Below are 23,762 nucleotides of genomic sequence, written 5' to 3' on the forward strand. Positions count from 1 at the left end.
GTTGAAACGTATGAAAATCTTGGTAGTAAGCGATAACCATGGCGATCGCGACTGTTTGGTTGACTTAGTGAATCATTATGAAGGACAAGTCGATGCACTCTTTCACTGTGGTGATTCTGAATTAGAACCGACAGATGAACTTTGGCAAAAATTCATTGTAGTGCAAGGAAATTGTGATTTTTATGATGAATTTCCAAAAACTGTGACTAAAAAAGTGGGGGATCAAGTTATTTATATGACACATGGTCATTTGGCCAATGTTAGAATGGGTCTCACGACACTTGCTTTACAGGCGGAAGAAGCAGGAGCGACAATTGCCTTATTTGGTCACACTCATGTACTCGGTGCAGAGCGACACAATAACATTCTCTTTGTTAATCCGGGAAGTATTCGTTTACCTCGTGGACCAGTTCAAGAGAAAACATATGCCATAATTGAAAGTACACCTGAACAATATCTCGTTCAGTATTATAACAAAGAGCACCAACCGTTGGAACGATTAAAGGCAACGTTTACGAAGTAAGTGAATGTTAAGAAATAAGTGCTACTTTTTTATTTATCAGATTTTGAGCGTAGGACAAAAATCCAAAAGAGATTTTTGTCCTACGCTCTTTTTTTAGTCGACTTGGATAACCTTTAAGCCGGTCTTACGAAGTTCTGTAATTAAAGTTGATGAGCAATGTTTGTCTGTAATCAAACAATCAAAAGCGGTAATATCAGCAATTTTAAATTTAGATGTCAAGCCGATTTTTCGATGGTCCGCGACCAGAATTTTTACTTTTGTTGTTTGTTTTATCATAAGCTCATTAATTTTTGCTTCATTGAAAATTTTTGTAGTGACGCCATGTTCTAAACTGACCCCGCTACAGCCAATTACGCAAACATCGGCATGCGTTGCGGTGATTGTGTTAATGGCAATATCTCCTACCAGAACTTCTTTGGGAAAACGTAATTCGCCTCCGGTCAAAATATAATTGTATTGAGAAACATGAGGCTTGGTGGCAATTTTTAAATTATTCGTTACGATGGTCAGATGATCGGCCTTTAAATAATGGAGAATATTCAAAGCAGTGGAACTTGAATTAATGAAAACGGTATCATAATCACTTAGATAGCTACAAGCAACACGAGCAATGGCTTGTTTTAATAACTCCGGTCCTGATTGATCAAAGTCTTTCTGATTTTGGTCGTTGTAAATACAATACCCATATTTTCGAATGATATCATTCTTAGTTTCTAAGACATTTAAATCACGACGAATTGTGCTTAAGGAAACATTTAAAGCATCTGCTAATTTATAGGTAGTCATTTGTTTGTTTTTTTGCAGCAGCGCGAGAATGTTTTGTTGCCTTTTTTCAATGGTTTCTAATGAACTTTTCAAGTAATACAACCTCCTTTAGTTATTTCTTTGGACACGGTCCCCCATGAAATAGTATAACTCATAGGAAAACAAAACACGTAAAAGAATCATTAAAAGTGCAAACAATCATATAAAAGGGTTTTCATTGTGATTTTTTGCGGCTATGATTTTCTTATAAAGCATAACACAATCATTTGAGAAGAGGAGTGGTAGCATGAGCAAATCGATTCATGAAATTACAAAAGAAAGTTGGTTGAAGGCGACATTTCCAGAATGGGGCACTTATTTAAACGAAGAAATTAATCAGACAAATGTGCTTCAAGGAACGGTTGCACTTTGGTGGCTTGGTTGTACAGGCATTTGGCTGAAAACGCATGAGAACACGAATATTTTATGTGATTTATGGTGTGGAACAGGAAAACAAACGCACGGGAACGGCTTAATGAAAAATGGCCATCAAATGATGCGCATGAGTGGTTGCCAAAAAATGCAACCTAATTTAAGAACACAACCTTTTGTGATTGATCCTTTTGAAATAAAAGAGGTAGATGCTTTAGTTGTCACACATATTCATTCAGACCATTTGGATATTCACACAGCTGCTGCTGTTCATCAAAATTGTCCTAAGGCTCTATTTATTGGTCCAAAAGAAGTAGTGAAAACATGGCAACGTTGGGGTGTTCCGGCAGAAAAAACACGGGTTATAGAGCCTGGTCAAGAAATAAAAGTGAATGATGTGAATGTAGTGGCCTTGGAAGCTTTTGATCGAACCGCGCTAATTACTTCTGATGATCCTGAAAATACATTTAAAGGTAAAATGCCTCAGGACATGAATGAACTAGCTGTCAATTATCTATTTGAAACCTCAGGTGGTACGGTATATCACGCCGGAGACTCTCATTATTCTAACTTGTTTGCGAAACATGGTAATCAATATGCAATTGATGTTTGCTTAGGAGCATATGGCGAAAATCCTCGCGGTATCACAGATAAAATAACTTCTGTTGATATGTTGAGAATGGCCGAATCTTTAAATGCGAAAGTAGTCATTCCCGTTCATTATGATATTTGGTCTAATTTTATGGCGGATCCAAAAGAAATCATGGAAATTTGGAAATTTAAAAAAGATCGTTTACATTATCAATTTAAACCATATATTTGGCAAGTGGGTGGCAAATTTGTTTATCCAGATGACAAAGACAACTTAGAATTTAACTTTGATCGTGGCTTTGATGATGTTTTTGTTAAAGAAAATGATACACCATTTCCTTCATTCTTGTAAGAAAGGCTGGATGTACAATGTTAACTTATTTTTGGGAGCAAGAGCTTATTCATTACCCTGATAAAGAACCGGTTAGTTGGCAAGAGGCGATTCAGGAAAGTTGTTTGATTTTACTACAAAAACACATCATCGATCAGAGTTATGTCGATGAGATTATTCAGTGTGTCGAAACGTTTGGACCTTATATCATCATTGCTCCTGAAGTAGCCATGCCACATTCATCAGAGGAAAGCGCAGGTGTTTTTGGAACGGCCATTTCTTTTACAAAATTTAAGCAAGCAGTCACTTTTGCTGGCGATCAAGAAGCAAAAACAGCAACATTATTTTTTACATTGGCAGCCCAAAATCCCGCCGAACATCTTGAAAATATCCAGCAATTGATGGATTTATTGATGACGGATGGCGTGATTGCTGACTTGTTAGAAACAAACACGCCAATGGATTTTAAAGAAGTTATGGAGAAATATCAATTATAGGGGGAAAAATCAATGGGGGAGTTCTTGTTAAATAGTTGGACTTATTTTGCTACGAACGTTTTAACACAACCAGCATATTTGATTGGTTTCATCGTGTTATTAGGTTATCTCTTGTTACGGAGGCCCTTTTATGAATGTTTAGCAGGTTTTCTGAAAGCGACAGTTGGTTATTTTATTTTGAGTGTTGGTTCTGGTGGTTTGGTTAATAATTTTCGCCCTATTCTAGTAGGCTTGAAAGAGCGATTTAATTTACAGGCGATGGTTACCGATCCATATTTCGGGCAAAATGCAGTCGATGCAGGATTGATGAAAACCTTTGGACGAACCTTTGGTGATGTGATGATTTTGTTATTGATCGCATTTATTATGAATATTTTGTTGGTTCGTTTTCAAAAATATACAAAATTGAGAGCCGTTTTTACAACAGGGAATGTTCAGATTCAACAAGCAGCTACCGCTTTCTGGATTTTACTCTTTTGTTTTCCTAACTTAGGTAGAATCGAAGTACTAATTTTTATGGGCTTAATTCTCGGGTGTTATTGGGCAGTTGCTTCAAATTTAACGGTAGGGATTACGCAGGAACTAACAGAAGGTGCTGGTTTTGCGGTAGCCCATCAACAAATGTTTGGCATATTTATTTTTGCAAAATTAGCAGAATGGTTGAAAAAACGTGATCAAAAAAAACATCGTTCAGAGAAGGTCGATAAAAAATTGGAAGATATCGAATTACCAGGATTTCTATCCATTTTTAATGAAAATATGGTTGCTACGTCCATTTTGATGCTCTTTTTCTTTGGCATTATCTTGCTTGTTTTGGGACAAGATTATTTAATTCAAGCTAAATTTATGCAAGAAGGGCAGAGTTTCTTCTTTTATATCATGACCACTTCATTAAATTTTGCTGTCTATTTAGCTATCTTACAATTAGGCGTTAGAACCTTTGTTGACGAGTTGACGCAGTCATTCCAAGGGATTTCAAATACCATTTTACCAGGCGCTGTTCCTGGGATTGACGTAGCAGCGACTTTCGGGTTTGGTTCGCCCAACGCAGTAACAATTGGGTTCCTCTTTGGCGCATTAGGCCAGTTTTTAATGATTGGCTTACTGATTCTATTAAAGTCTCCGACAATCGTTATTGCGGGTTTTATCCCATTGTTTTTTGATAACGCTGTCATAGCTGTTTATGCAAATAATCGTGGCGGAGTAAAAGCTGCTTGTTTATTCCCATTCCTTTCAGGTTTAATCCAAGTAGGTGGCTCAGCTTTATTTGCTACATGGATTGGATTATCTCAATATGGCGGTTATTTGGGTATGTTCGATTGGGCGACAGCTTGGCCGTTATTTACAATCATTATGAAAGTTCTAGGCTATGTTGGCGTAGCAGTGGTGGTGATTGGGTTACTAATAATTCCGCAACTTCAGTATCGAAAAAATCCAGAAGGTTACTTTATGATTGTCAATGATTATGAACAATATGCTAAAAAATTTCAAGAGAATTAAAGGAGGAATTTGAAATGAGAATACTTGTTTCCTGTGCCAATGGTTCTGGCACGAGTCTAATGATGATGCGGAGTGTTGAAAAAGCAATGAAAGAATTAGGTGTACCGATTACAAAAATTCATCATTGCGCCATTTCAGAAGGAAAAAGCTCTGCTAGCCAATACGACGTTGTTTTTACTCCAGTCAATTTTTTACAAATGTTTCAGCAAGCTGAAAAACGTGGAGTCACAGTGATTGGCATTAAAAATGTAATGTCTGCAAAAGAAATTCAAGAAAAATATATGGCTTCAGATCGTTATCAAAAATCTGAATAAAAGGATGGGAAAGATGAAAAGACCAAACTTACAAATCGCTTTAGATCATAATAGATTAGAAGACGCTTTAGCAGATTGTATGAAAGTCGGAGAAATTGTCGATATTATCGAAGTTGGCACTATTTTGTGTTTACAAGAAGGCCAAAAAGCAATTCGTTGTTTAAAACGCATGTTTCCTAATAAAACGATTGTTGCTGATACAAAATGTGCTGATGCGGGCGGTACAGTTGCTCGTAATGTCGCACAAGCAGGCGCTGATTTCATGACGGTTATTTGTTGCGCCACCTTGCCAACGATGGCTGCAGCTCAAAAAGAAGTCCGAGAATTACAAGTAGAACTATATGGAGATTGGACAATGCAACAAGCTCGACAATGGCGAGAATTAGGGATTAATCAGGTGATTTATCATCAAAGTAGAGATGCTCTTTTAGCTGGCGGCAGTTGGGGAGAGAAAGATTTGAATAAAGTTCAAGAACTAATTGACTTAGACTTTGAAGTGTCCGTCACAGGTGGTTTAACTGTCGAAACGCTTGAATTGTTTCGAACAATGGCAGTTGCAACATTTATTGCGGGCCGTGGGATTACTGAATCAAAAAATCCTGAACAAGCAGCCAAAGATTTTCAAAAAAAAATCGATCAGATTTGGAAGTGATAAAATGGCACGAATTGGACTGTATGAAAAAGCACTCCCGCAAAATTTAACTTGGGCAGAACGATTAACATGGGCCAAAAAGTTAGGGTTTGATTTTTTAGAAATGTCAATTGATGAATCCGATGAACGTTTAGCACGATTGGCTTGGACACCAAGCCAGTTACAAGAACTTTCTCAATTAATGGTGAAAGAAGATTTTTTTATCCATTCTTTGTGTTTAAGTGGTCATCGGCGGTTCCCTTTAGGCTCTTTAAATAAAGAAACACGTGAAAAAGGACGGAAAATTTTATCTCAAGCGATTCGTTTGGCTTATCAATTAAACATACGGGTAATTCAAATAGCTGGCTATGACGTCTTTTACGAAGAAAAAACTGCCGAAACAAGGGAATTTTTTCTTCAAGGTCTGAAAAAGGGCGTTGAGGAAGCTGCACAATACGGTGTCATTCTGGCTGTTGAGATTATGGATGACCCTTTTATGAATAGCATACAAAAATTTCTAGAAATTAAGGAACAAATTCCGTCTCCTTTTTTGCATGTCTATCCTGATTTAGGTAATTTGTCTGCTTGGCCGGAAAATAATCCGGCGGTTGAGCTTGAAAAGGGAATTGCTGAAATCGCTGCTATTCACTTAAAAGATACCTTCGCTGTAACAGACACATTTGAAGGGAAGTTTCGGGAAGTTACTTTTGGAGAAGGCTGTGTTGATTTTACAGGCTTATTGAAAACACTCAAGCGGTTAAACTATAGTGGTCCTTTTTTAATTGAAATGTGGAATGAAACGGATTTGAATTTTCAAGAAAAAATTCAAGCCGCGCAGCAGTATCTCTATCCCAAATTAGTAGAGGCGGGTTATTATGAACAATAAAGCGATCATCCAAGCAATGAAACAACGTGTTTATGAAGCGAATCTGGCTTTGCCAAAACTGGGCTTAGTCAAATTAACGTGGGGCAATGTTAGTGAAATCAATCGGTCATTAGGGATTATCGTAATTAAACCAAGCGGCGTCAAATATCAAGAAATGACCAAGGAACAGATGGTAGTGACTGATTTAAAGGGACAACTATTGGAAACCAATGCATTAAAGCCGTCTTCTGATTTACCCACGCATCTTTATCTCTATCAAAAAATGCCAGAAATTGGAGCGATTGCGCACACGCACTCCCTGAATAGTGTTACGTGGGCTCAAGCAGGGCGAGCCTTACCTCCTTACGGTACCACCCATGCGGATGCTTTTTATGGCGCTGTACCTTGCACAAGAGCGCTCTCTGAAAGTGAAATTAAAGAAAATTATGAAGAAGAGACTGGCAAAGTCATTGTTGAAACATTTCATGAACAAGAACTAGATCCTTTAGCAGTTCCAGGAGTGCTAGTTTATGGACATGGCCCATTTACTTGGGGAATGACTCCGGAAAAAGCAGTTGAAAACAGCTTGATTTTAGATGAAATCTGTTCAATGGCACGTTTGACGGAAATAATTAATCCAGCTGTTGAACCAATTGATCATTTTTTATTGGATAAACACTATTTTAGAAAACATGGGATTTCCGCTTATTATGGTCAGTGATGGCTGTGATGAAACGTGTGAAAAAGAAGGATAACTGACTGATTAATTGGTCTTTTATAAAAACTTAGTTGTCTGTTATGGGACAACTAAGTTTTTATTTTTTTAAGAAAGCGTTCTCTTTTTTGGGGGAGAATAGAACAAAACGTTAATTTTCGTTTGTTAAGTTATGAAGAATTTGCGAATTCCAAGACTTTTTCCGCAGAATTAGGTACAATAAGTTACGTGTTAAAGAATTAGAAATGGAGGCAACCCAATCATGATAGGGACTGCTGTAAAAGAATTATTATTAGAAAAACAAGAAACATTTTTAGTACCCGCCGAAAATGTCGCCAATGTAATGTGTTTAAATCCGTTAAGTCACGCGGCATTAGTCTTATCGCAAGTTCGCTATTCCAAGATTCCTGTGTTAGATAAGGGAGATCGCTTTGTTGGCTTAATCGGCTTGACAGACGTTGTAGATAAAATGTTTGATTTGACTTCAGTGGATTTTGAAAAATTGAATGAATTTACTGTGGCCGATGTAATGGAAGTCAATGTTCCTGTAATTGGTGAATCGTGGGATTTAGAAGAAGTGTTACATTTATTAGTAGATGCTTCTTTTTTACCAGTGGTTGATGATAATCAACGCTTTAAAGGTATCATTACACGCAAAGAAATTTTAAAAGCGGTCAATCATATGGCGCATGAATTAGAAAAACATCATCTTGTTCTGCCTAAATCAGAAGAAGAAATGAAAGTAATTTAAATAAAACGCAAGAAACTCTTTACTTTTTTCTCATAAATGCGTTATTCTGTATGATAACACGAAGTAAAGGAGTGCTGTGATTGGACGCATATGAGATTATTCAGTATATTGGCGATGCCAAAAAGCAAACGCCTGTTAAAGTAACACTGAAAGGGCAATTAAAAGAAGTCACGTTTCCGGAAACAATTAAGGTCTTTAATAATTGTAAAACTGGGACATTGTTTGGCGATTGGGCTGACGTAAAACCTTTTTTAGAAGCAAACAAAGAAAAAATTGAGGATTATGTTGTAGAAAATGATGCACGTAACTCAGCAATTCCTTTTCTTGATCTGAAAGACATTAATGCTCGGATTGAACCAGGTGCTTTGATTCGCGAAAAAGTTGAAATTGGCGATCAAGCGGTGATTATGATGGGGGCTATTCTAAATATTGGCGCCGTCGTTGGTGCAGGGACTATGATTGATATGGGCGCTGTTTTAGGCGGTCGTGCAACTGTAGGGAAGCATTGTCATATTGGCGCAGGAACGGTTTTAGCTGGTGTCATTGAACCACCAAGTGCAGCACCTGTGGTTATTGAAAACGAGGTTGTCATTGGAGCGAATGCGGTCGTACTAGAAGGGGTTCGTGTTGGTGAAGGTGCCGTTGTGGCTGCTGGGGCAGTAGTTGTGGAAGACGTTCCAGCGCATACCGTTGTCGCAGGCGTGCCAGCAAAAGTAATTAAACAAATTGATGATAAAACCAAGAGTAAAACAGAGATTTTAGAAGAATTACGTAAACTCTAAAAATAAATTAGTCAGTCGCGATGAAGAAACTTCTTCATGGCGGCTTTCGATTACCCAAAAAATGAAGGAGTGGCTTTTGTGGAGCAAGAAGAATTAATTGCGATTAGACGGCAACTACATCAAATACCTGAAATCGGTCTAGAAGAAAAGGAAACACAAGCCTTTTTACTTAATGAAATTGATAAAATGAAGCAACCTTATCTGCAAGTTCGAACATGGCAAACGGGGATTTTAGTCTTCATAGAAGGCAAAAATCCTCAGAAAACCATCGGCTGGCGTGCTGATATTGATGGTTTGCCTATTCAAGAGGAAGTGGTTTCTGCTTTTCAATCAAAACGACCAGGGTTTATGCATGCCTGTGGGCACGATTTTCACATGACAATCGGTTTAGGGGTTTTGAAAGAATTAAGTCAACAGCAACCAGACAATAACTTTTTATTTTTATTTCAACCTGCTGAAGAAAATGAAGCAGGGGGGATGTTGATGTATGAAGATCACGCGTTTGGTGAGTGGTTACCTGATGAATTTTATGCGCTTCATGTTAATCCTGATTTGCCAGTCGGAACTATTAGTACCAGAGTAGGGACATTGTTTGCTGCCACTTGTGAAGTGAACATTACCTTAAAAGGAAAAGGTGGACATGCGGCTTTTCCGCATCAAGCAAATGATATGGTCTTAGCGGCCACAAATTTAATTCAGCAAGCGCAAACGATCGTTAGTCGAAATGTTGATCCTGTGGTTGGGGCAGTCGTTACCTTTGGGACTTTTCATGCAGGGACTGCCTGCAATGTGATTGCCGAAGAAGCAACTTTATCTGGTACAATTCGCACATTGACAGCAGAAACTAATGAACAAACGCAGCGAAGAATTCGCGAAATTAGTGAAGGTATTGCGCAATCTTTTCAATGTGAAGTAACTGTTCATCTTGATCAGAAAGGGTATTTACCTGTAGTGAATGAGCCCGCATGTACCACGAATTTGATTGAATACATGAGCAAACAAGCAACAGTTCAATTTCAACAAGCGCCGGTTGCAATGACAGGTGAAGATTTTGGCTATCTATTGTCTAAAGTCCCAGGCACGATGTTTTGGTTAGGCGTGGCAAGTCCCTACAGCCTTCATTCTGCTAAGTTTGAACCGAACGAAGAGGCGTTATTGTTTGGAGTGGAGGCAGTTAGTGGGTTTTTAAAATCATTGGACAATTAGAAAAACAGCCACCAGATAACTAATAAATATCTGGTGGCTGTTTTTTATTTTGCAATAATGGGCGTATTGGGAATCGTAAAGCCGGCCTCTGTTAATGCTTTGATATATTGAGCTAGAAATTCTTCTTTGACCGCAAATTGTTTGCCGTTTAGTACATACATGGTCGTTCGCACCGCAAAGTTGCCATTGCCTAAATCGACCATACCAAAAATATCTGGCCCAGTTTGAATACTTTCGATATACTTTTCTTTTAACGTTTCATTGACTTCTGTAATCACTTCACAAATTTTTTCATAACCTTCTTCAGGATTGATGCGGACATCAATTAACACTTGCATATTGGCACGAGACAGGTTACTGATTGTGGTGATGTTTCGGTTTGGAATAAAATGAACAGTTCCATCAACCGCTTTAATTTGAGTGGTTCGTAATCCGACAGAAGTAACAGTTCCTTCAATATTTAACGCCAATAAGCGAATATAATCGCCTACATCCATTTGTTGTTCTAAAATAATGAAAAATCCGGTAATTAAGTCATTCATGAATCCTTGAGCCCCTAAACCAATGGCAACACCGGCAATTCCCGCTCCAGCTAATAATGAGCCAACAGGCACACCGACAATGGTCAAAAGAGAATAGATGAAGAAAAAGAACAGCGTATATTGAAATGCATTAATGATTAAAGTGTGTAACGTTTTTAAACGGCTTTCACTAAAATGTTGCTTTTTACTATAATTTGCATAGGTGCGATCAATTAAATATTTCCCGATTCGCTGAATAATAAAAAATAGAAAAATTAAAAATAAAATTGATAAACTTTTTTCAATTAAGGTAGCGACAATGGCATCCCAATTAATATTGTTCCAAAAGCGTTGTAGCGCGCTCACTTTTTTTACGGTCGCTTCTGCTAAATCAGGAGCAGAAGAATCGACTGTTTCAGTACTGGCTAAACCAAGTATCAACATAAAAATCCAACTTTCTCTAAAATTTCTTCTTTTAGTATACTAAATCTCTCGGCGAAAGGGGAAGAAAATAGAAAGTTTTTTTAAAGACTTAACATGTTTTTTTAGGAATGTTATAATTTTGTAAATAAATAATATATTTTATAATTTTGTTAAAGGTTGTGAGTGCTGCGTGAAAGTTTCAATTGAATGGGCAAAAAATGATTTACTTTCTAAATTACCTGTAACAATTTTTATTGATGAACGATGTGCCACTCGCTTGACGGCTGACAAGCGACGAACATTCATCTTCCATAATCCAGTCGCTTTACGATTAGGGAGTCGTTTTTTTAGTAGTCAGATAATCGAAATTGCGGAATCATGTACATTGAAAGTTTCCTTTAATTGGTCCTGTGTTTATCTCTTTTGTATCTGGTTACTTGCAGTTAAACTGTGGATTGGAAGCGTTAGCGGTCGAACAATTGTAGTTGTGGCACTAATCGGAGTGCTGACCTATTGGCGTCGTTATTTATTAAAAATAAAGAAAATGACCTGACAAGTCGTGATTGTTTCGTGAAAGAAGAATGCGTAGTATACTAAAAGTAATGAAAATGAAGGGACTGAAGAAACACATGACTTTGGATAAAACAAAAAAATTAGCAAACGGCAATGAAATGCCACGCCTAGGTCTAGGCGTTTGGCGTGTAGAAGATGGCTCAGAAGCAACAAATTCAGTAAAATGGGCTTTAGAAGCGGGTTATCGCTTGATTGATACGGCAGCCGTTTATAAAAACGAAGTAGGGGTGGGCGAAGGCATTCGTCAATCGGGTATTCCCCGTGAAGAAATTTTCGTGACGACGAAATTATGGAATGAAGATCAAGGCTATGAAAATGCGATTAAAGCATTTGATAAAAGCTTAGAAAAATTAGGGCTAGACTATGTTGATTTATATTTAATTCACTGGCCTGTTGCTGGTAAATATAAAGAATCATGGAAAGCATTAGAAGAAATTTACGCAAGTGGTCGTGCCAAAGCAATTGGCGTTTCCAATTTTCATCAACATCATTTGGAAGATTTATTAACAGAAGCAAATGTTGTGCCAATGGTGGATCAAATTGAATTACATCCTACGTTAACACAAGAACCGCTACGAAAATATTTAGCCGAAAATAAGATTGCCGTGGAGGCTTGGTCTCCTCTAGGACAAGGTAATTTATTATCTGAACCAGTACTAGTGAAAATTGGTGAAAAATATGGTAAATCAGCGGCCCAAGTAATTATTCGTTGGCACTTACAAAATGATATTATCGTGATTCCTAAATCTGTTCACGAAAAAAGAATTCAGGAAAATTTTGCTGTCTTTGATTTTGAATTAACACCAGAAGAAATAACCGCAATTAATCAGTTAAATAAGGATCATCGTTTTGGTGCAGATCCAGATAATTTTGATTTTTAAGTATGATAGCAAGCAAAAACGGAGGGGCGAAAGACGTCCCTCCGTTTTTACTATAATTTTTGAACAAAGTAGTTAAAGAGTGCTTGGGATTTGGCATCACGTGCGTACATTAGTTCAGGATGCCATTGAACAGCTAATAAAGGCTGCTGTTCATTTGTTGATTCCACTGCTTCTGCAAGGCCATCAGAGGACCAAGCAGTAACGCGTAAATCTTTTCCTAAAGTATGTAGTGCTTGGTGATGGTACGAGTTGACTTGACCAGTTGTACCATATATGTTTGATAATTGACTGTCTGGTTCAACATCAATACGATGCGTCGCAAAGATTGGTTGAGTGGGTTGTTGTCCGTGCTTAACTGACCATTGAGGATACATCGATAAATCTTGATATAATGTGCCACCTAAAGCAACATTGACTAATTGCATTCCACGGCAAACCGCAAAAATAGGTTTGTTTTGTTTTAAGGCTTCTTCAATTAGGGCTAACTCAAACTCGTCACGATCACGATTCGTTTCTTCTAATTTTATATGGGGTTCTTGTCCGTAAAATTCAGGGGCAACATCTTGACCGCCTGCTAAAAGTAGTTTATCAATTTGTTGTATATACGTAGTGGCTAACTCTTTGGGGCCAATTGGCAAAACGAGAGGAACGCCACCTGCGGCTTGAACAGCGCTGACAAAACCTTGTGGGGTGTACGTCACTTGGTTACCGTGAAACACTTCAGCTGCCTGCAAAAGTTGATTGCCAGCGATTCCAATAATTTTTTTTGTCATAATAACATCACATCCTCAATAAATTCATACGTTCTATTGTAGCACTTTTTTTGAAAAAAGTGTTTGAGAAGAAGTCGAGACAAGTTTTGTCTCGGACAGCTCTCAAACACAAAAAGCTCAGTAAGTGAACAAGTGAAACTTTTTAACGTTCACGAATGACTTCGATTTTATAACCATCTGGGTCGACAACAAAGTAATAAGATGGTGCAGTTCCAGGTAAGCCTTTTAAGTCAGTGACAGTAAAGCCAGCCGCTTGATGTTTTTCGTGTAATCCTTCTAAATCATCTGTACTGATGGCGATATGACCATAACCGTTTCCTAAATCGTATGCTTCATGATCATAATTATAAGTTAGTTCTAGTTCGTAGTCGTCTCCTGGTAAAGTTAAATAAACCAAAGTAAATTTATTTTCTGGAAAATCACGACGGCGACTTTCTTCAAAATTGAAGGCTTTTTGATAGAAATCTAATGATGCCTCTAAATCTTTTACACGCACACATGTATGAGCCATTTTCATAGTTAAAAACTCCCTTTCAAACTTAATTATATTTCCAACGTTAATAGTAGCATAGATAAACGTGAAATGTAGAGAAAAACGCTTGGTTTCTGACTTGTTCTAAAGGAATTTCTCAGGTAAAATAGATGAAAAGAGAAGAGGTGCGCCAATGAAAACGCCAACGTTTGGAAAAAGAGAAGAGACATTGACCTATCAAACAAGATATGCTGCATACATTATTGTTTCAAAGCCAGAAAATAACACAATGGTTCTGGTACAAGCGCCAAATGGAGCTTATTTTTTACCAGGAGGCGAAATTGAAGGCACCGAAACGAAAGAAGAAGCGATCCACCGAGAAGTGCTAGAAGAATTAGGAATTAGTGTAGAAATTGGCTGTTATTTAGGGGAAGCTGATGAATATTTTTATTCGAACCATCGCCAAACTGCCTATTATAATCCTGGATATTTTTATGTAGCGAATACTTGGCGGCAACTTAGCGAACCCTTAGAAAGGACCAATACTTTACACTGGGTTGCACCAGAAGAAGCAGTCCGTTTATTAAAAAGAGGAAGCCACCGTTGGGCCGTTGAAAAATGGCTAGCGGCAGCATCATAAAATAACGAATAACCCTCAATCTATGTTGATTAGATTGAGGGTTATTGTTATTGAAAAGAATGTTTAAATTAAAACCATTTTTTCAATAATTTGAGCGACACCATCTTCGTCATTACTAGTGGTATGCACATCGGCAATTGTTTTAACATTTTCTGTCGCATTGCCCATCGCAACACCAATCCCAGCGTAATCAATCATGGATAAGTCATTTTCATTGTCACCAATGGCCATCACTTCGTCTTTATTTAAGCCTAAATGGTCTGCCAATTTTGCTAGAGCATTGCCTTTGCTAGCATTTTTATTCATGATTTCATAGTAAAAAGGCGTACTTTTAACAGTCGTATATTTTTCGGTAAAATGTAATGGTAATTTTGCAATGGCAGGATCTAAAACTTCCGGCTCATCAATCATCATCATTTTAATAATGTTCATCTCTGGTGTCATTTCATCCACCGTACGATATTTCAAAGGCATGTTCACTAAAGATGCTTCGTGAATCGTATATTTACCAATATTGCGATTGGCAGTGTAAATAGCGGAATCATCAATTGTGTGCAAGTGAGCGCCGACTTTACGAGAATACATTTCAATTTCTAAAAAATCCTCATAACTCAAGGTATAGCGTGAAATAATCGTATTATCTTTGGTTGCTTGGACAAGCGAACCGTTGTAGGTAATCACGAAATCATTTTCACCATATAAGGCTAATTCATCCAATTGTTCTTTCACGCCTGGCAAAGGACGGCCTGTACATAAAACAATACGAACGCCTTGCTCATTTGCTTTTTGGAGCGCTTCTTTGACCCGTGGGGTAATCTTGTGTTGTGAATTTAGCAATGTTCCGTCGATATCAATAGCAACTAACTTAATTGACATAGAATCCTCCTAGAAAACCTATTTTTTTAAAACTAACGCACCATTATGAATGTAACTTGAAAACTCACGATACGTCTCATCAAATAAATCGTAATGTTTTTTATTTCCTTGGTCAAGCATTTCTTTAGGGAAATAGAAACGTTCATCTCCTTGACTCTGACCAGCAAGTGCTGCAACTAGGGGACTGACCGTTGCCAATTCCACTAATGAGCCATCTTTTTGCATTAATTCAATTTGTGTACGATGACGGTCTTTATTTGGACGATAAAAATCGTAAGGTAAATCATAGCTTGAATTAATGGCAGTATAATATTTAGGGTTGAAACCAACTTTTTCAATCAATTCCCTTAAATAAGCAATCGTTGCTGCGCTCTCTTTTTCGTTCGTAAAGGTGGCTGACTTCAGAGGCTTACGCATAAGGAAACGTTTGGCTAAATCACCTAGAATTGAATCAGGCACATCCATCCATTGTGTAAAGTACGTAGAGAGGACGCCATCATCCAATTTTAAATATTCTTGTAAGGTGAAGTCCCCTTTAAAGAATGGTACAAGCAGAGAGGCTTGTAAATCATAGTCAAATTCAGGGTTTTCAAATAATTCTTTCGCCCGATGCAATAAATGATCAAGAATCACTTCCATCCCTCGAGAAACAGGGTGGAAATAGACTTGGACATACATTTGGTAACGACTAACGATATAGTCTTCCACCGCATGCATCCCATTCATAGCAAAGGCAATGCCTCCTTTGTATGGTCGAATCACACGTAAGATTCTAGTTAAATCGAAGGTTCCGTATTCCGTCCCTGTAAAGTAAGCATCACGTAACAGATAGTCCATGCGATCGGCATCAATTTGACTAGAAATCATTTGCACCACTTGAGGATTTGGGTATTGTTTAGTAATAACGCTGGCGACTTTTTCAGGAAAATCTGCCGAAACACGATTTAAAATTTGATAGACTTCCGTTTCTGGTGAGGTGATGATTTGGACCGTGATTGCTTCATGGTTTGTATCAAAAATATGCTCGAATGTATGTGAATAAGGACCATGACCGACATCATGTAATAAAGCTGCGCAAAGTGTAATCAGGCGCTCGTCGTCATTCCAGCCGTTTTCACCTAATCGTTCCACAGAGTAGTTACGTTGGAAAATCTCACAAATCCGACGTGTAATTTCGTAAACACCCAAAGAATGGGAAAAACGACTATGTTCGGCACCGTGAAACGTAAAAGAAGAAGTACCTAGTTGCTTAATGCGACGTAATCGTTGCACTTCAGCAGAATTAATAAGGTCTAAAATCACTTGATGTTGGACATGAATATAATTATGGACGGGATCACGAAAAACTTTTTCGATTGGTAATCGTTGCTCTTTGTACGGAATCGTCATACGATCTCTCCTTTAATTAAGGCGTTTCGTTGCGCCATTTTTTCCAGCTGGACAGTTAAATTTGTTTGGAACCATTCTGAGGTTATAATTGGTTCGGTTAAGTTTGGATCAATAGATTTTTCAAATTGTTGAGGTAATGCTTCGATTAAACGGGTTTTTACGGCGTCTATTGTTAATGGAGTCTCAATCAGGGTTTCTAAATTTGCCATCACTGCTGGATCAACGGGTGGATAGCCATTTTCTCCAAATTGTTCTTGTAAGCCAGCAAGGTAAAAATCTCGAACCACTTCTCCACGAGCAAGTTGATTGCCGTTAACGCTGATGTAAATCATGACAGCAATACCGTCTTTGACGCGTCGTTGGGCAATCCCTGCAAACTTTTGACCGCCAATACTTAAATCATAAGTACCGGGACAATAGGATGTAGTAATTTCAAAGGCGTCAATCTCTTTCTCCGGAAAACTCTGACGGAGCAAAGCCCACATTAATTCATAAGCCGCATCGATACTTAATTTGTGTTCAGAATTATTTGGTAAAATAAGTGAAACATTTAAAATACCCGAATCGGCAATCACCCCTAAACCGCCGGCATTGCGAACGACTACAGAATAATCGTTTTCTTGCAGAGAAGCGATGCCTTCTTTTAGATGTGGTACACGGGTATCTTTCATGCCAAGAATCATTGCTTGATCCAATTGCCAGAAATGAATGATTGGTTGGTGCTGCATTCCTGAAAAAGTGGTTAAAACATCGGTCAAGGCAAAAGGTAAAAAATAGTCACTGTTTGTTAAACAACCTGAATCAAGGAGCATAAATGATTCGGTGTGAAGGGGAAAAGTTGTGCTCATAAAAAACGTCCTGTCTATTTATAATTACGTCATTTAATACGTTTATTTTCTTACTCTCTCTTATATTATATACAAAAAATGCAAAAAAGCATGTTATATAAACGAATTCTGAAGGAATTCTCTAAAATAGTAAACGGTTTTCTTATTAAATAGATGAAACAAATGCTTGCAACCCGTGAAAAGAGCTTATACAATAAGAAAAGGTACATAAGCAAGGAAAAATTGACTTTAGTTGACAAATACATTGAAAAAGTCAACAATAAGAAAGTTATATTTTGGAAAAGGAGTGACCATTATGGATTTATCAACAGGCGTTCCTGTATCGATTCAACTAAAAACGATTGTCCAACAAGGCAACGAACAAAAAGATTTTTTCTTTGACTTAGAAGGTCAATTAGTAAAAATGGGTGATACATTATACATTCGTTACAAAGAAGAATTATTAGAGGATACAGAACCAACCCCCGTGACCATTAAAATTGAACCAGACGGGCATGTTCAGCTGATTCGTGCTGGCGAATTACGGATGCGTTTAAGATTTGGCTATCAGGAAAAATTAGATACAAGTTATCGAACCCCTTATGGCTTGCTACAGATTAGTACGTTTACACATAATTTGCGTGTTAGTTTAAAAGATCAACCAATGTCTGGTAAGATTTTAGTTGATTATGATTTATACTCTCAAACAGAGCGAATCGGAGAATATCATTTAGAATTAGAATTTACTGCATAAATATTGCAGAATAGAATTGATTTTTTTTCAATGTTTTTGTATGATAAGGAGTAGACTGTGAAAGGACGTGTACCTCTTGGAAATTAATGTATTTGAAGGGTTAAACAAAAAAGAATTATCCATGATTGAAGTAGCACACGCTATTTTAGAACAACATGCAGATGTTATGGATTTTTCTGATTTAGTTAACCAAATCCAAAATTATCTTGGCAAGTCTGATAGTGAAATTCGTGACCAATTAGCACAATTTTATACAGATTTAAACATCGACGGTAGCTTTATCTCATTGGGAGACAATCGTTGGGGCTTACGTTCATGGTATCCAATCGATTCAATCGATGAAGAAGTTACACATGGCTTGGAAGAAGACGAAGAAGATGCACCACGTCGTAGAAAACGTAAAAAAGTAAATGCCTTCATCACTAATCCAAACGATGAAGATGTAATTGACTATAACGATGACGATCCAGAAGATGCTGAATTAACAAATGATGATGAAGAAGACATCTTGTACGATGATGAAGAAGATGAAGATGAAGAAATCAAAGCATACAACTCTGACTTACAAGAGATTGGTGCAGATTCAGACGATGATGAAGAAGACATTCCACAAATCGAAGAAGATTTAACAATCATTGATGACGATGATGTTGAAGATGAAGACGATTTTGATGACGAATATTCTGAAGAGTAAGAAACAAAAAAGCTTGATTCCTAAGAAGGAGTCAAGCTTTTTAGTTGAATGCTTAAGAAAAATGAGAAAATAGAAAAAATTATTTTCTTGAATAGAAGTACTTGACCTGATGTCCGTTTGCTTGTATTATACTACTTGGGCACCTTTAAGAAGGTCAGAAGTTTGAACGAACTTACAAGCTCCCTATTCGTAATGGATAGGGAGCTTTTCTATTTTTGTTTCTTTTTTATTTGGAGAAACGTAAGAGTCTCAAAGTTGTTTTACTTCTCTCTACAAAATATTATCAAAGAAAGGGTTTTTAACTATTATGACAAAATACATCTTTGTTACAGGTGGCGTGGTTTCTTCTATCGGAAAAGGGATTGTCGCAGCATCTTTAGGACGATTATTAAAAAATCGTGGATTAAAAGTAACGATTCAAAAATTCGATCCATATATTAATGTGGATCCGGGGACAATGAGTCCTTACCAACATGGAGAGGTTTTTGTCACAGATGATGGTGCCGAAACAGATTTGGACTTAGGTCACTATGAACGTTTTATTGATATTAACTTAAATAAATACTCAAACGTAACCACTGGAAAAATTTATTCAGAAGTCTTACGTAAAGAACGTAAAGGGGAATACTTAGGTGCAACAGTGCAAGTTATTCCACACATTACCAATGAAATCAAAGAAAAAATCATGCGTGCAGCGAAAATGACGGATGCCGATGTGATTATCACAGAAGTAGGTGGTACTGTCGGCGACATCGAATCATTACCTTTCCTAGAAGCATTGCGTCAAATGAAAGCTGATATGGGTAGTGACAACGTAATGTACATCCATACAACCTTGATTCCTTACTTAAAAGCGGCTGGCGAAATGAAAACTAAACCAACACAACATAGTGTCAAAGAATTAAGAAGTTTAGGGATTCAACCAAATATTTTAGTGGTCCGTACAGAATTACCTGTTTCTCAAAACACTAAAAACAAATTAGCACAATTCTGTGATGTTAATCCAGAAGCGGTAATTGAATCTCGTGATGTTGAAACATTGTACTCCATTCCATTAGCACTTCAAGCACAAAACATGGATCAAATTGTTTGTGATCATTTAAAATTGGACGCACCGGCTGCAGACATGACTGAGTGGCGTGCATTAGAAGAAAAAGTTCTTAACTTGAAAAAGAAAACAAAAATTGCGCTGGTTGGTAAATATGTTGAATTACCAGATGCCTATATTTCTGTTGTAGAAGCATTAAAACATGCTGGGTTTGATTTTGATTCAGATATCGAAATTGATTGGGTTGATTCACAAGAATTAACTGCTGAAAATGTCGCTGAAAGAATTGGTTCAGCAGATGGTATTTTGGTTCCTGGTGGTTTTGGTGATCGTGGAATTGAAGGAAAAATTGAAGCGATTCGTTTTGCTCGCGAAAATGACGTACCATTCCTTGGCATTTGCTTAGGTATGCAAATGGCCTGTGTAGAATTTGGTCGTAACGTTGTGGGCTTAGAAGATGCTGGTTCTGCAGAAACTAATCCTGACGTGACAAATAACATTATTGATTTAATGGCAGATCAAGAAAACATTGAGAATTTAGGTGGCACACTACGTTTAGGTTTATATCCATGTAAATTGAAAAAAGGAACGAAAACTGCGGCAGCATACGGAAATGAAGATGTTGTCCAAGAACGTCACCGTCATCGTTATGAATTTAACAACAAATATCGTCAATTATTTGAAGAAAATGGCTTAGTTTTCTCTGGAGTTTCACCAGATAATCGTTTAGTTGAGATTGTTGAAATTCCTGAAAAACAATTTTTTGTGGCTTGTCAATTCCACCCAGAATTAATTTCTCGTCCAAATCGCCCACAACGCTTAATCAAAGGATTTGTTGGTGCAGCTTTGGCAAATAAAGAAAGTAAATAAGCAAAAATGGACGAAGTGATTCAGTTCACTTCGTCCATTTTTAATCTAAAAAAGTACGGGGCTCATCATGAGCCCCGTACTTTTTATGCTGCTTTATTTTCATCTGGTTTAGAACTACTTTCAGGTGGTTGCGGTGGTTCTTGTGAACTAGAACTTGATGGTTCAGGTGGTTGTTCCGATGTTGCCGGTTGCTCTGCTGAGGAAGAGCTTGCCGGTTGTTCGGTTGATGGTGGCGCTTCAGAGGAAGAAGGCGCACTTTCTGAACTAGAACTTGATGAACTTTCCGCTTCTTTTGTGGAAGAGGATTCCACCGTACTGCTAGATTCCGGCTGTGGTGCTGAAGAGGTAGTACTTGGTAAAACTTGTACATTTGGTACCTCATAGGCATCTTTCACGTATAATTCATTACCTACCCGCACAACACTGTCTGGCTGCACCCAGTCATCGTTTGAAACATTTTGAGACAAGTAACTCATTATTTCACGGTAAACATCCGAGGCAATCCCATAGTATTCTTGATAGATTGGTGTATTTCGATCATTGTATCCAGTCCAAACAGAAACGGCATAGTGTGTTGTATAACCAACAAAGGTACTATCCGGGGCAATTCCTTTTTCTGTTGTGCCCATTCGCGCTAAATCTTCATCAGTATAGTTAGAAGTCCCTGTTTTGGCCGCTTGGATTAAGCCTGGAATGGCGCCGTTAAATCCTGTTCCGCCGTTTAAAACATCTTTTAACATATCCGTCATCATATAGGCGGTAGAGTCTTTCATCGCACGTTTACCATCAGGTTGATAATCAACGCTAGTTCCATCATTGAAAACGACTTTGTTTACGTAATACGGTTTGTTGTAAATCCCGTTATTGGCGAAAGCCGCATAAGCTGCTGCTAATTTCAATGAGGAAATTCCATATTTATCGCCATCTACATCGCTTGTGTTACTTGAAATGGCATTCGAGGCTTCTAAGTTTTTATAGTCAATTCCTAGCCCTTTAATGAAAGGCATGATGTTTTCTTTACCAACTTCATCAAACGTCTGGACCGCGGTGGTGTTACGAGAACCCATAATCGCACGGCGCATAGTAATGACGCCTTGGTATGTTAAATCAGAGTTGAAGACATCAATGTCGGTACCAGGATATTTCGTTGGTTTATCCACCATGAGGCGACCTGTCGAATAATTTAAATTCTCAATTGCGGGACCATAATCCATGATTGGTTTCACGGTTGAACCAACATCACGTTGGGTGTTAACAGCTAAATTGTTTCCTAATTGCACATCATCAGGAATGTTACGACCCCCAATTTGTGCTCGGACTTGTCCAGAGGCAACATCAATAACGGTTGAAGCTACTTGCATTTTATCATCTGGAAACGCAACGTATTGATCACTGTTGACAATATCGTAAAGTTGTTTTTGGGCATTCATATCTAAGTTTGTGTAGATATCTAGTCCGTCTGTGTAAACATTTTTACCAGTTTTTGCTTTCACTTCATTGATTACTTCTTTGACGTAATTATCTACGACTTTTCGATTGTCATCACTGGCTTTTAATGGCACTAAGCCTTCATTAATCGGGGTAGCTTTAGCTTTTTCGTACTCTGCTTTCGAGATTTTTTTATTGTCGTACATTGTGTAGAGTACAACATCCCGGCGTTCTTTAGCAGTATCTGGTTTTGTATAGGGATCGTATGAGTTTGGCGCTTGTGGCATTCCTGCCAGTAGGGCCGTTTGTGGTAAATCAAGTTCAGATAAATGTTTACCATAATAATTTTCAGCCGCTGTTTCCATTCCATAAAAACCATTCGCCATGTAGACTTTGTTAATGTAGTAAGTTAAAATTTCTTCTTTTGATTTTTCACGTTCTAAACGAACAGCCATCCATGCTTCTTGTGCTTTCCGTTTCAAGGTTTGGTCAGATTCTTTTGTAGAGAAGTAGGACAATTTAATTAATTGTTGGGTTAAGGTACTTCCCCCTTGTAATCCACCATTTTTGACATTTGAAAGGGCAGAACCGATAATCCGAATCGGATCCACACCAATGTGTTTATAGAAACGACGGTCTTCGACAGAAACAATGGCATCTTTTAATAATTGAGGCACATCATTTGGTTGAATTAATTCACGCTTTTCTGCGCCTAAATCCTCAAAAATTTCATTATTAATATCGTAAAGCTTCGATGAAACTGTCGCATTCAGTTTGTCATCTTCTAATTTTGGGGCTTGTCGTGCATAGAACCAAAAAAGACCAACGCCTGCTAAAAAAGCGACCATCCCAGCGATAAGTAAGCCAAGAAAGATTTTTAAAACAAGCCGTTTTTTCTTTTTCGGCGGTTGTGTCTTTTTCTTGTAACTCGACTTCGATGAGGTGTTGGATGCATGTCTAGCAGCTCGCGAGCCTGAATTTGCGGTTGGCATAAATAGCAACTCCTTTGTTATACTTTCAAAACTTTATGAATCTAGTGTGTCTGAATATATTGTTCCACTGCGTCGAGATAAGGGATTCGCGGTGCGATTCCAAAAGATAATTCAATTCCTTCTTTCTCGATGAGTGCAAGCGGCATAGATTTTTTTCCAGTAACTGCTTGGTTTTTCCAATGCGTTATTAGATTTTCACCACTAAAAAAGAAGCAGCGTTTTAAGCTTGAAAACCATAATAGCACAAAACAAATCCCTTGTTGTGCTATACATTGTTCCATATGATCAATTTGATGTTGATGAAAATTTTTAAAGGGAAAGGACGTGGTATTTTTCGTTTCTTTCGCTTCAAAATCTATGTAACGGCCTTGATATACACCGTTATAATCAGTCGTTGAAGCTTGTCTAAAGTAGGCCTCCTTAATAACAGCCGCACTTCGTTTGGGATAATCTACTTTAACAATTTGAACAGGAGTGGGTTTCTTATGAACGACTGCTTGCTTATTCAATAGATAATATTGATTGCTTTGATTGATCGCTTCTTCGAAATCCATCCCACGATTACCAAATTCAACGGGGCGTTTCTTTTTTACTTGTTTTTTTGGTGATTGTGCTTCATGATGATTATAAGGTATTCCGTTAGGATAATGGAACGTCACGTTTATCACACTCCTAGCCTGTATTATACCAAAAAAAAGACCTGAAAGAAAAGGGATGAC

At 37.7% G+C, this 23,762-nt stretch carries 26 protein-coding genes; 17 read left to right on the forward strand and 9 right to left on the reverse strand.

Annotated elements, in window-relative coordinates; genetic code table 11:
- The first annotated feature begins 10 nt into the window (after positions 1 to 10).
- A complete protein-coding gene (locus IGL48_RS04590) occupies positions 11 to 523 on the forward strand; it encodes a metallophosphoesterase (RefSeq protein WP_002386618.1) in 513 nt (170 codons plus the stop codon).
- A gap of 93 nt (positions 524 to 616) precedes the next feature.
- Here the strand turns inward: IGL48_RS04590 and IGL48_RS04595 are convergent, their stop codons facing one another.
- Positions 617 to 1,381 carry a DeoR/GlpR family DNA-binding transcription regulator gene (locus tag IGL48_RS04595; protein ID WP_002382117.1) on the reverse strand — a complete coding sequence of 255 codons (765 nt, stop codon included), beginning with the start codon at positions 1,379 to 1,381 and terminating at the stop codon, positions 617 to 619.
- A 193-nt stretch (positions 1,382 to 1,574) separates the two neighbouring features.
- Here IGL48_RS04595 and ulaG point away from each other — a divergent pair, with 193 nt between their 5' ends.
- From ulaG to IGL48_RS04645, 10 genes are all read left to right on the forward strand, one after another.
- Positions 1,575 to 2,642: an L-ascorbate 6-phosphate lactonase gene (gene ulaG, locus IGL48_RS04600; protein ID WP_002360582.1), complete on the forward strand. Its 1,068-nt coding sequence runs from the start codon at positions 1,575 to 1,577 to the stop codon at positions 2,640 to 2,642.
- Between the two features lie 17 nt (positions 2,643 to 2,659).
- Entirely contained in the window at positions 2,660 to 3,118 is a 459-nt protein-coding gene (locus tag IGL48_RS04605; RefSeq protein ID WP_002358021.1) for a PTS sugar transporter subunit IIA, read from the forward strand.
- 12 nt (positions 3,119 to 3,130) lie between these two features.
- Positions 3,131 to 4,618, forward strand: a complete 1,488-nt coding sequence (locus IGL48_RS04610; protein ID WP_002366460.1) for a PTS ascorbate transporter subunit IIC — start codon at positions 3,131 to 3,133, stop codon at positions 4,616 to 4,618.
- 14 nt (positions 4,619 to 4,632) lie between these two features.
- Positions 4,633 to 4,932, forward strand: coding sequence for a PTS sugar transporter subunit IIB (locus IGL48_RS04615; protein ID WP_002358018.1), 300 nt, complete (start codon positions 4,633 to 4,635; stop codon positions 4,930 to 4,932).
- A gap of 13 nt (positions 4,933 to 4,945) precedes the next feature.
- Positions 4,946 to 5,584 carry a 3-keto-L-gulonate-6-phosphate decarboxylase UlaD gene (locus tag IGL48_RS04620; RefSeq protein WP_010824536.1) on the forward strand — a complete coding sequence of 213 codons (639 nt, stop codon included), beginning with the start codon at positions 4,946 to 4,948 and terminating at the stop codon, positions 5,582 to 5,584.
- 4 nt (positions 5,585 to 5,588) lie between these two features.
- A complete protein-coding gene (locus IGL48_RS04625) occupies positions 5,589 to 6,449 on the forward strand; it encodes an L-ribulose-5-phosphate 3-epimerase (RefSeq protein ID WP_010824537.1) in 861 nt (286 codons plus the stop codon).
- The gene (locus IGL48_RS04630; protein ID WP_002366464.1) at positions 6,439 to 7,149 is read left to right on the forward strand and encodes an L-ribulose-5-phosphate 4-epimerase; all 711 of its coding nucleotides are present in this window, start codon (positions 6,439 to 6,441) and stop codon (positions 7,147 to 7,149) included. Before IGL48_RS04625 ends, IGL48_RS04630 begins: the two co-directional genes overlap by 11 nt.
- Positions 7,150 to 7,405: 256 nt before the next feature.
- Positions 7,406 to 7,894 (forward strand): cyclic-di-AMP-binding protein CbpB, encoded by a 489-nt coding sequence (gene cbpB, locus IGL48_RS04635; protein ID WP_002358013.1) that lies wholly within the window; start codon positions 7,406 to 7,408, stop codon positions 7,892 to 7,894.
- An 80-nt stretch (positions 7,895 to 7,974) separates the two neighbouring features.
- On the forward strand, positions 7,975 to 8,676 hold the full coding sequence (dapD, locus tag IGL48_RS04640) for a 2,3,4,5-tetrahydropyridine-2,6-dicarboxylate N-acetyltransferase (RefSeq protein ID WP_002358012.1): 702 nt from the start codon (positions 7,975 to 7,977) through the stop codon (positions 8,674 to 8,676).
- Between the two features lie 36 nt (positions 8,677 to 8,712).
- Positions 8,713 to 9,882: an N-acetyldiaminopimelate deacetylase gene (locus IGL48_RS04645; protein ID WP_002388919.1), complete on the forward strand. Its 1,170-nt coding sequence runs from the start codon at positions 8,713 to 8,715 to the stop codon at positions 9,880 to 9,882.
- Positions 9,883 to 9,926: 44 nt separating this feature from the next.
- Here the strand turns inward: IGL48_RS04645 and IGL48_RS04650 are convergent, their stop codons facing one another.
- The gene (locus IGL48_RS04650; protein ID WP_002382128.1) at positions 9,927 to 10,847 is read right to left on the reverse strand and encodes a mechanosensitive ion channel family protein; all 921 of its coding nucleotides are present in this window, start codon (positions 10,845 to 10,847) and stop codon (positions 9,927 to 9,929) included.
- Positions 10,848 to 11,016: 169 nt separating this feature from the next.
- Here IGL48_RS04650 and IGL48_RS04655 point away from each other — a divergent pair, with 169 nt between their 5' ends.
- Together IGL48_RS04655 and IGL48_RS04660 are read left to right on the forward strand one after the other, a co-directional pair.
- Positions 11,017 to 11,379: a hypothetical protein gene (locus IGL48_RS04655; protein WP_002358008.1), complete on the forward strand. Its 363-nt coding sequence runs from the start codon at positions 11,017 to 11,019 to the stop codon at positions 11,377 to 11,379.
- A gap of 28 nt (positions 11,380 to 11,407) precedes the next feature.
- On the forward strand, positions 11,408 to 12,280 hold the full coding sequence (locus IGL48_RS04660) for an aldo/keto reductase (protein WP_002393437.1): 873 nt from the start codon (positions 11,408 to 11,410) through the stop codon (positions 12,278 to 12,280).
- A 50-nt stretch (positions 12,281 to 12,330) separates the two neighbouring features.
- On the opposite strand, the gene IGL48_RS04665 is transcribed toward IGL48_RS04660, so the two are convergent.
- Complete coding sequence (locus IGL48_RS04665; protein ID WP_010824538.1) at positions 12,331 to 13,053, reverse strand: gamma-glutamyl-gamma-aminobutyrate hydrolase family protein; 723 nt, start codon at positions 13,051 to 13,053, stop codon at positions 12,331 to 12,333.
- A 142-nt stretch (positions 13,054 to 13,195) separates the two neighbouring features.
- Positions 13,196 to 13,570, reverse strand: coding sequence for a lactoylglutathione lyase (gene gloA, locus IGL48_RS04670; protein WP_002369612.1), 375 nt, complete (start codon positions 13,568 to 13,570; stop codon positions 13,196 to 13,198).
- 148 nt (positions 13,571 to 13,718) lie between these two features.
- On the opposite strand from gloA, the gene IGL48_RS04675 reads away from it, so the two are divergent.
- Positions 13,719 to 14,165, forward strand: a complete 447-nt coding sequence (locus tag IGL48_RS04675; protein ID WP_002358001.1) for an NUDIX hydrolase — start codon at positions 13,719 to 13,721, stop codon at positions 14,163 to 14,165.
- Positions 14,166 to 14,228: 63 nt separating this feature from the next.
- On the opposite strand, the gene yidA is transcribed toward IGL48_RS04675, so the two are convergent.
- Genes yidA through IGL48_RS04690 form a run of 3 tightly spaced genes read right to left on the reverse strand, consistent with a single transcriptional unit; the run spans position 14,229 to position 17,242 of the window.
- The gene (gene yidA / locus IGL48_RS04680; protein ID WP_002377829.1) at positions 14,229 to 15,041 is read right to left on the reverse strand and encodes a sugar-phosphatase; all 813 of its coding nucleotides are present in this window, start codon (positions 15,039 to 15,041) and stop codon (positions 14,229 to 14,231) included.
- 18 nt (positions 15,042 to 15,059) lie between these two features.
- Positions 15,060 to 16,430, reverse strand: coding sequence for a dNTPase (locus tag IGL48_RS04685; RefSeq protein ID WP_002357999.1), 1,371 nt, complete (start codon positions 16,428 to 16,430; stop codon positions 15,060 to 15,062).
- On the reverse strand, positions 16,427 to 17,242 hold the full coding sequence (locus IGL48_RS04690; protein ID WP_048949618.1) for a lipoate--protein ligase family protein: 816 nt from the start codon (positions 17,240 to 17,242) through the stop codon (positions 16,427 to 16,429). Before IGL48_RS04690 ends, IGL48_RS04685 begins: the two co-directional genes overlap by 4 nt.
- Before the next feature lie 331 nt (positions 17,243 to 17,573).
- Here IGL48_RS04690 and IGL48_RS04695 point away from each other — a divergent pair, with 331 nt between their 5' ends.
- From IGL48_RS04695 to IGL48_RS04705, 3 genes are all read left to right on the forward strand, one after another.
- Positions 17,574 to 18,011: a DUF1934 domain-containing protein gene (locus IGL48_RS04695; RefSeq protein ID WP_002382132.1), complete on the forward strand. Its 438-nt coding sequence runs from the start codon at positions 17,574 to 17,576 to the stop codon at positions 18,009 to 18,011.
- A gap of 76 nt (positions 18,012 to 18,087) precedes the next feature.
- Positions 18,088 to 18,705: a DNA-directed RNA polymerase subunit delta gene (rpoE, locus tag IGL48_RS04700; protein ID WP_002357996.1), complete on the forward strand. Its 618-nt coding sequence runs from the start codon at positions 18,088 to 18,090 to the stop codon at positions 18,703 to 18,705.
- A 307-nt stretch (positions 18,706 to 19,012) separates the two neighbouring features.
- Positions 19,013 to 20,623, forward strand: coding sequence for a CTP synthase (locus tag IGL48_RS04705; RefSeq protein WP_002357995.1), 1,611 nt, complete (start codon positions 19,013 to 19,015; stop codon positions 20,621 to 20,623).
- 83 nt (positions 20,624 to 20,706) lie between these two features.
- Here IGL48_RS04705 and IGL48_RS04710 read toward each other — a convergent pair whose 3' ends face one another.
- Positions 20,707 to 23,043 (reverse strand): PBP1A family penicillin-binding protein, encoded by a 2,337-nt coding sequence (locus IGL48_RS04710; RefSeq protein ID WP_048949591.1) that lies wholly within the window; start codon positions 23,041 to 23,043, stop codon positions 20,707 to 20,709.
- A 41-nt stretch (positions 23,044 to 23,084) separates the two neighbouring features.
- Entirely contained in the window at positions 23,085 to 23,702 is a 618-nt protein-coding gene (recU, locus tag IGL48_RS04715; protein WP_002388848.1) for a Holliday junction resolvase RecU, read from the reverse strand.
- Between the last annotated feature and the right edge of the window lie 60 nt (positions 23,703 to 23,762).

Origin of the sequence: Enterococcus sp. DIV1090 (assembly GCF_050537975.1) — a bacterium.
Taxonomy (GTDB): domain Bacteria; phylum Bacillota; class Bacilli; order Lactobacillales; family Enterococcaceae; genus Enterococcus; species Enterococcus faecalis.

What these genes read in the sequence shown, in the direction of transcription:
- IGL48_RS04590 (WP_002386618.1), top strand. Translation starts at nt 11, where the DNA reads ATGAAAATCTTGGTAGTAAGCGATAACCATGGCGATCGCGACTGTTTG.
- ulaG (WP_002360582.1), top strand. Translation starts at nt 1,575, where the DNA reads ATGAGCAAATCGATTCATGAAATTACAAAAGAAAGTTGGTTGAAGGCG.
- IGL48_RS04605 (WP_002358021.1), top strand. Translation starts at nt 2,660, where the DNA reads ATGTTAACTTATTTTTGGGAGCAAGAGCTTATTCATTACCCTGATAAA.
- IGL48_RS04610 (WP_002366460.1), top strand. Translation starts at nt 3,131, where the DNA reads ATGGGGGAGTTCTTGTTAAATAGTTGGACTTATTTTGCTACGAACGTT.
- IGL48_RS04615 (WP_002358018.1), top strand. Translation starts at nt 4,633, where the DNA reads ATGAGAATACTTGTTTCCTGTGCCAATGGTTCTGGCACGAGTCTAATG.
- IGL48_RS04620 (WP_010824536.1), top strand. Translation starts at nt 4,946, where the DNA reads ATGAAAAGACCAAACTTACAAATCGCTTTAGATCATAATAGATTAGAA.
- IGL48_RS04625 (WP_010824537.1), top strand. Translation starts at nt 5,589, where the DNA reads ATGGCACGAATTGGACTGTATGAAAAAGCACTCCCGCAAAATTTAACT.
- IGL48_RS04630 (WP_002366464.1), top strand. Translation starts at nt 6,439, where the DNA reads ATGAACAATAAAGCGATCATCCAAGCAATGAAACAACGTGTTTATGAA.
- cbpB (WP_002358013.1), top strand. Translation starts at nt 7,406, where the DNA reads ATGATAGGGACTGCTGTAAAAGAATTATTATTAGAAAAACAAGAAACA.
- IGL48_RS04645 (WP_002388919.1), top strand. Translation starts at nt 8,713, where the DNA reads ATGGCGGCTTTCGATTACCCAAAAAATGAAGGAGTGGCTTTTGTGGAG.
- IGL48_RS04650 (WP_002382128.1), bottom strand. Translation starts at nt 10,847, where the DNA reads ATGTTGATACTTGGTTTAGCCAGTACTGAAACAGTCGATTCTTCTGCT.
- IGL48_RS04660 (WP_002393437.1), top strand. Translation starts at nt 11,408, where the DNA reads ATGCGTAGTATACTAAAAGTAATGAAAATGAAGGGACTGAAGAAACAC.
- IGL48_RS04665 (WP_010824538.1), bottom strand. Translation starts at nt 13,053, where the DNA reads ATGACAAAAAAAATTATTGGAATCGCTGGCAATCAACTTTTGCAGGCA.
- gloA (WP_002369612.1), bottom strand. Translation starts at nt 13,570, where the DNA reads ATGAAAATGGCTCATACATGTGTGCGTGTAAAAGATTTAGAGGCATCA.
- IGL48_RS04675 (WP_002358001.1), top strand. Translation starts at nt 13,719, where the DNA reads ATGAAAACGCCAACGTTTGGAAAAAGAGAAGAGACATTGACCTATCAA.
- yidA (WP_002377829.1), bottom strand. Translation starts at nt 15,041, where the DNA reads ATGTCAATTAAGTTAGTTGCTATTGATATCGACGGAACATTGCTAAAT.
- IGL48_RS04685 (WP_002357999.1), bottom strand. Translation starts at nt 16,430, where the DNA reads ATGACGATTCCGTACAAAGAGCAACGATTACCAATCGAAAAAGTTTTT.
- IGL48_RS04690 (WP_048949618.1), bottom strand. Translation starts at nt 17,242, where the DNA reads ATGCTCCTTGATTCAGGTTGTTTAACAAACAGTGACTATTTTTTACCT.
- IGL48_RS04695 (WP_002382132.1), top strand. Translation starts at nt 17,574, where the DNA reads ATGGATTTATCAACAGGCGTTCCTGTATCGATTCAACTAAAAACGATT.
- IGL48_RS04705 (WP_002357995.1), top strand. Translation starts at nt 19,013, where the DNA reads ATGACAAAATACATCTTTGTTACAGGTGGCGTGGTTTCTTCTATCGGA.
- IGL48_RS04710 (WP_048949591.1), bottom strand. Translation starts at nt 23,043, where the DNA reads ATGCCAACCGCAAATTCAGGCTCGCGAGCTGCTAGACATGCATCCAAC.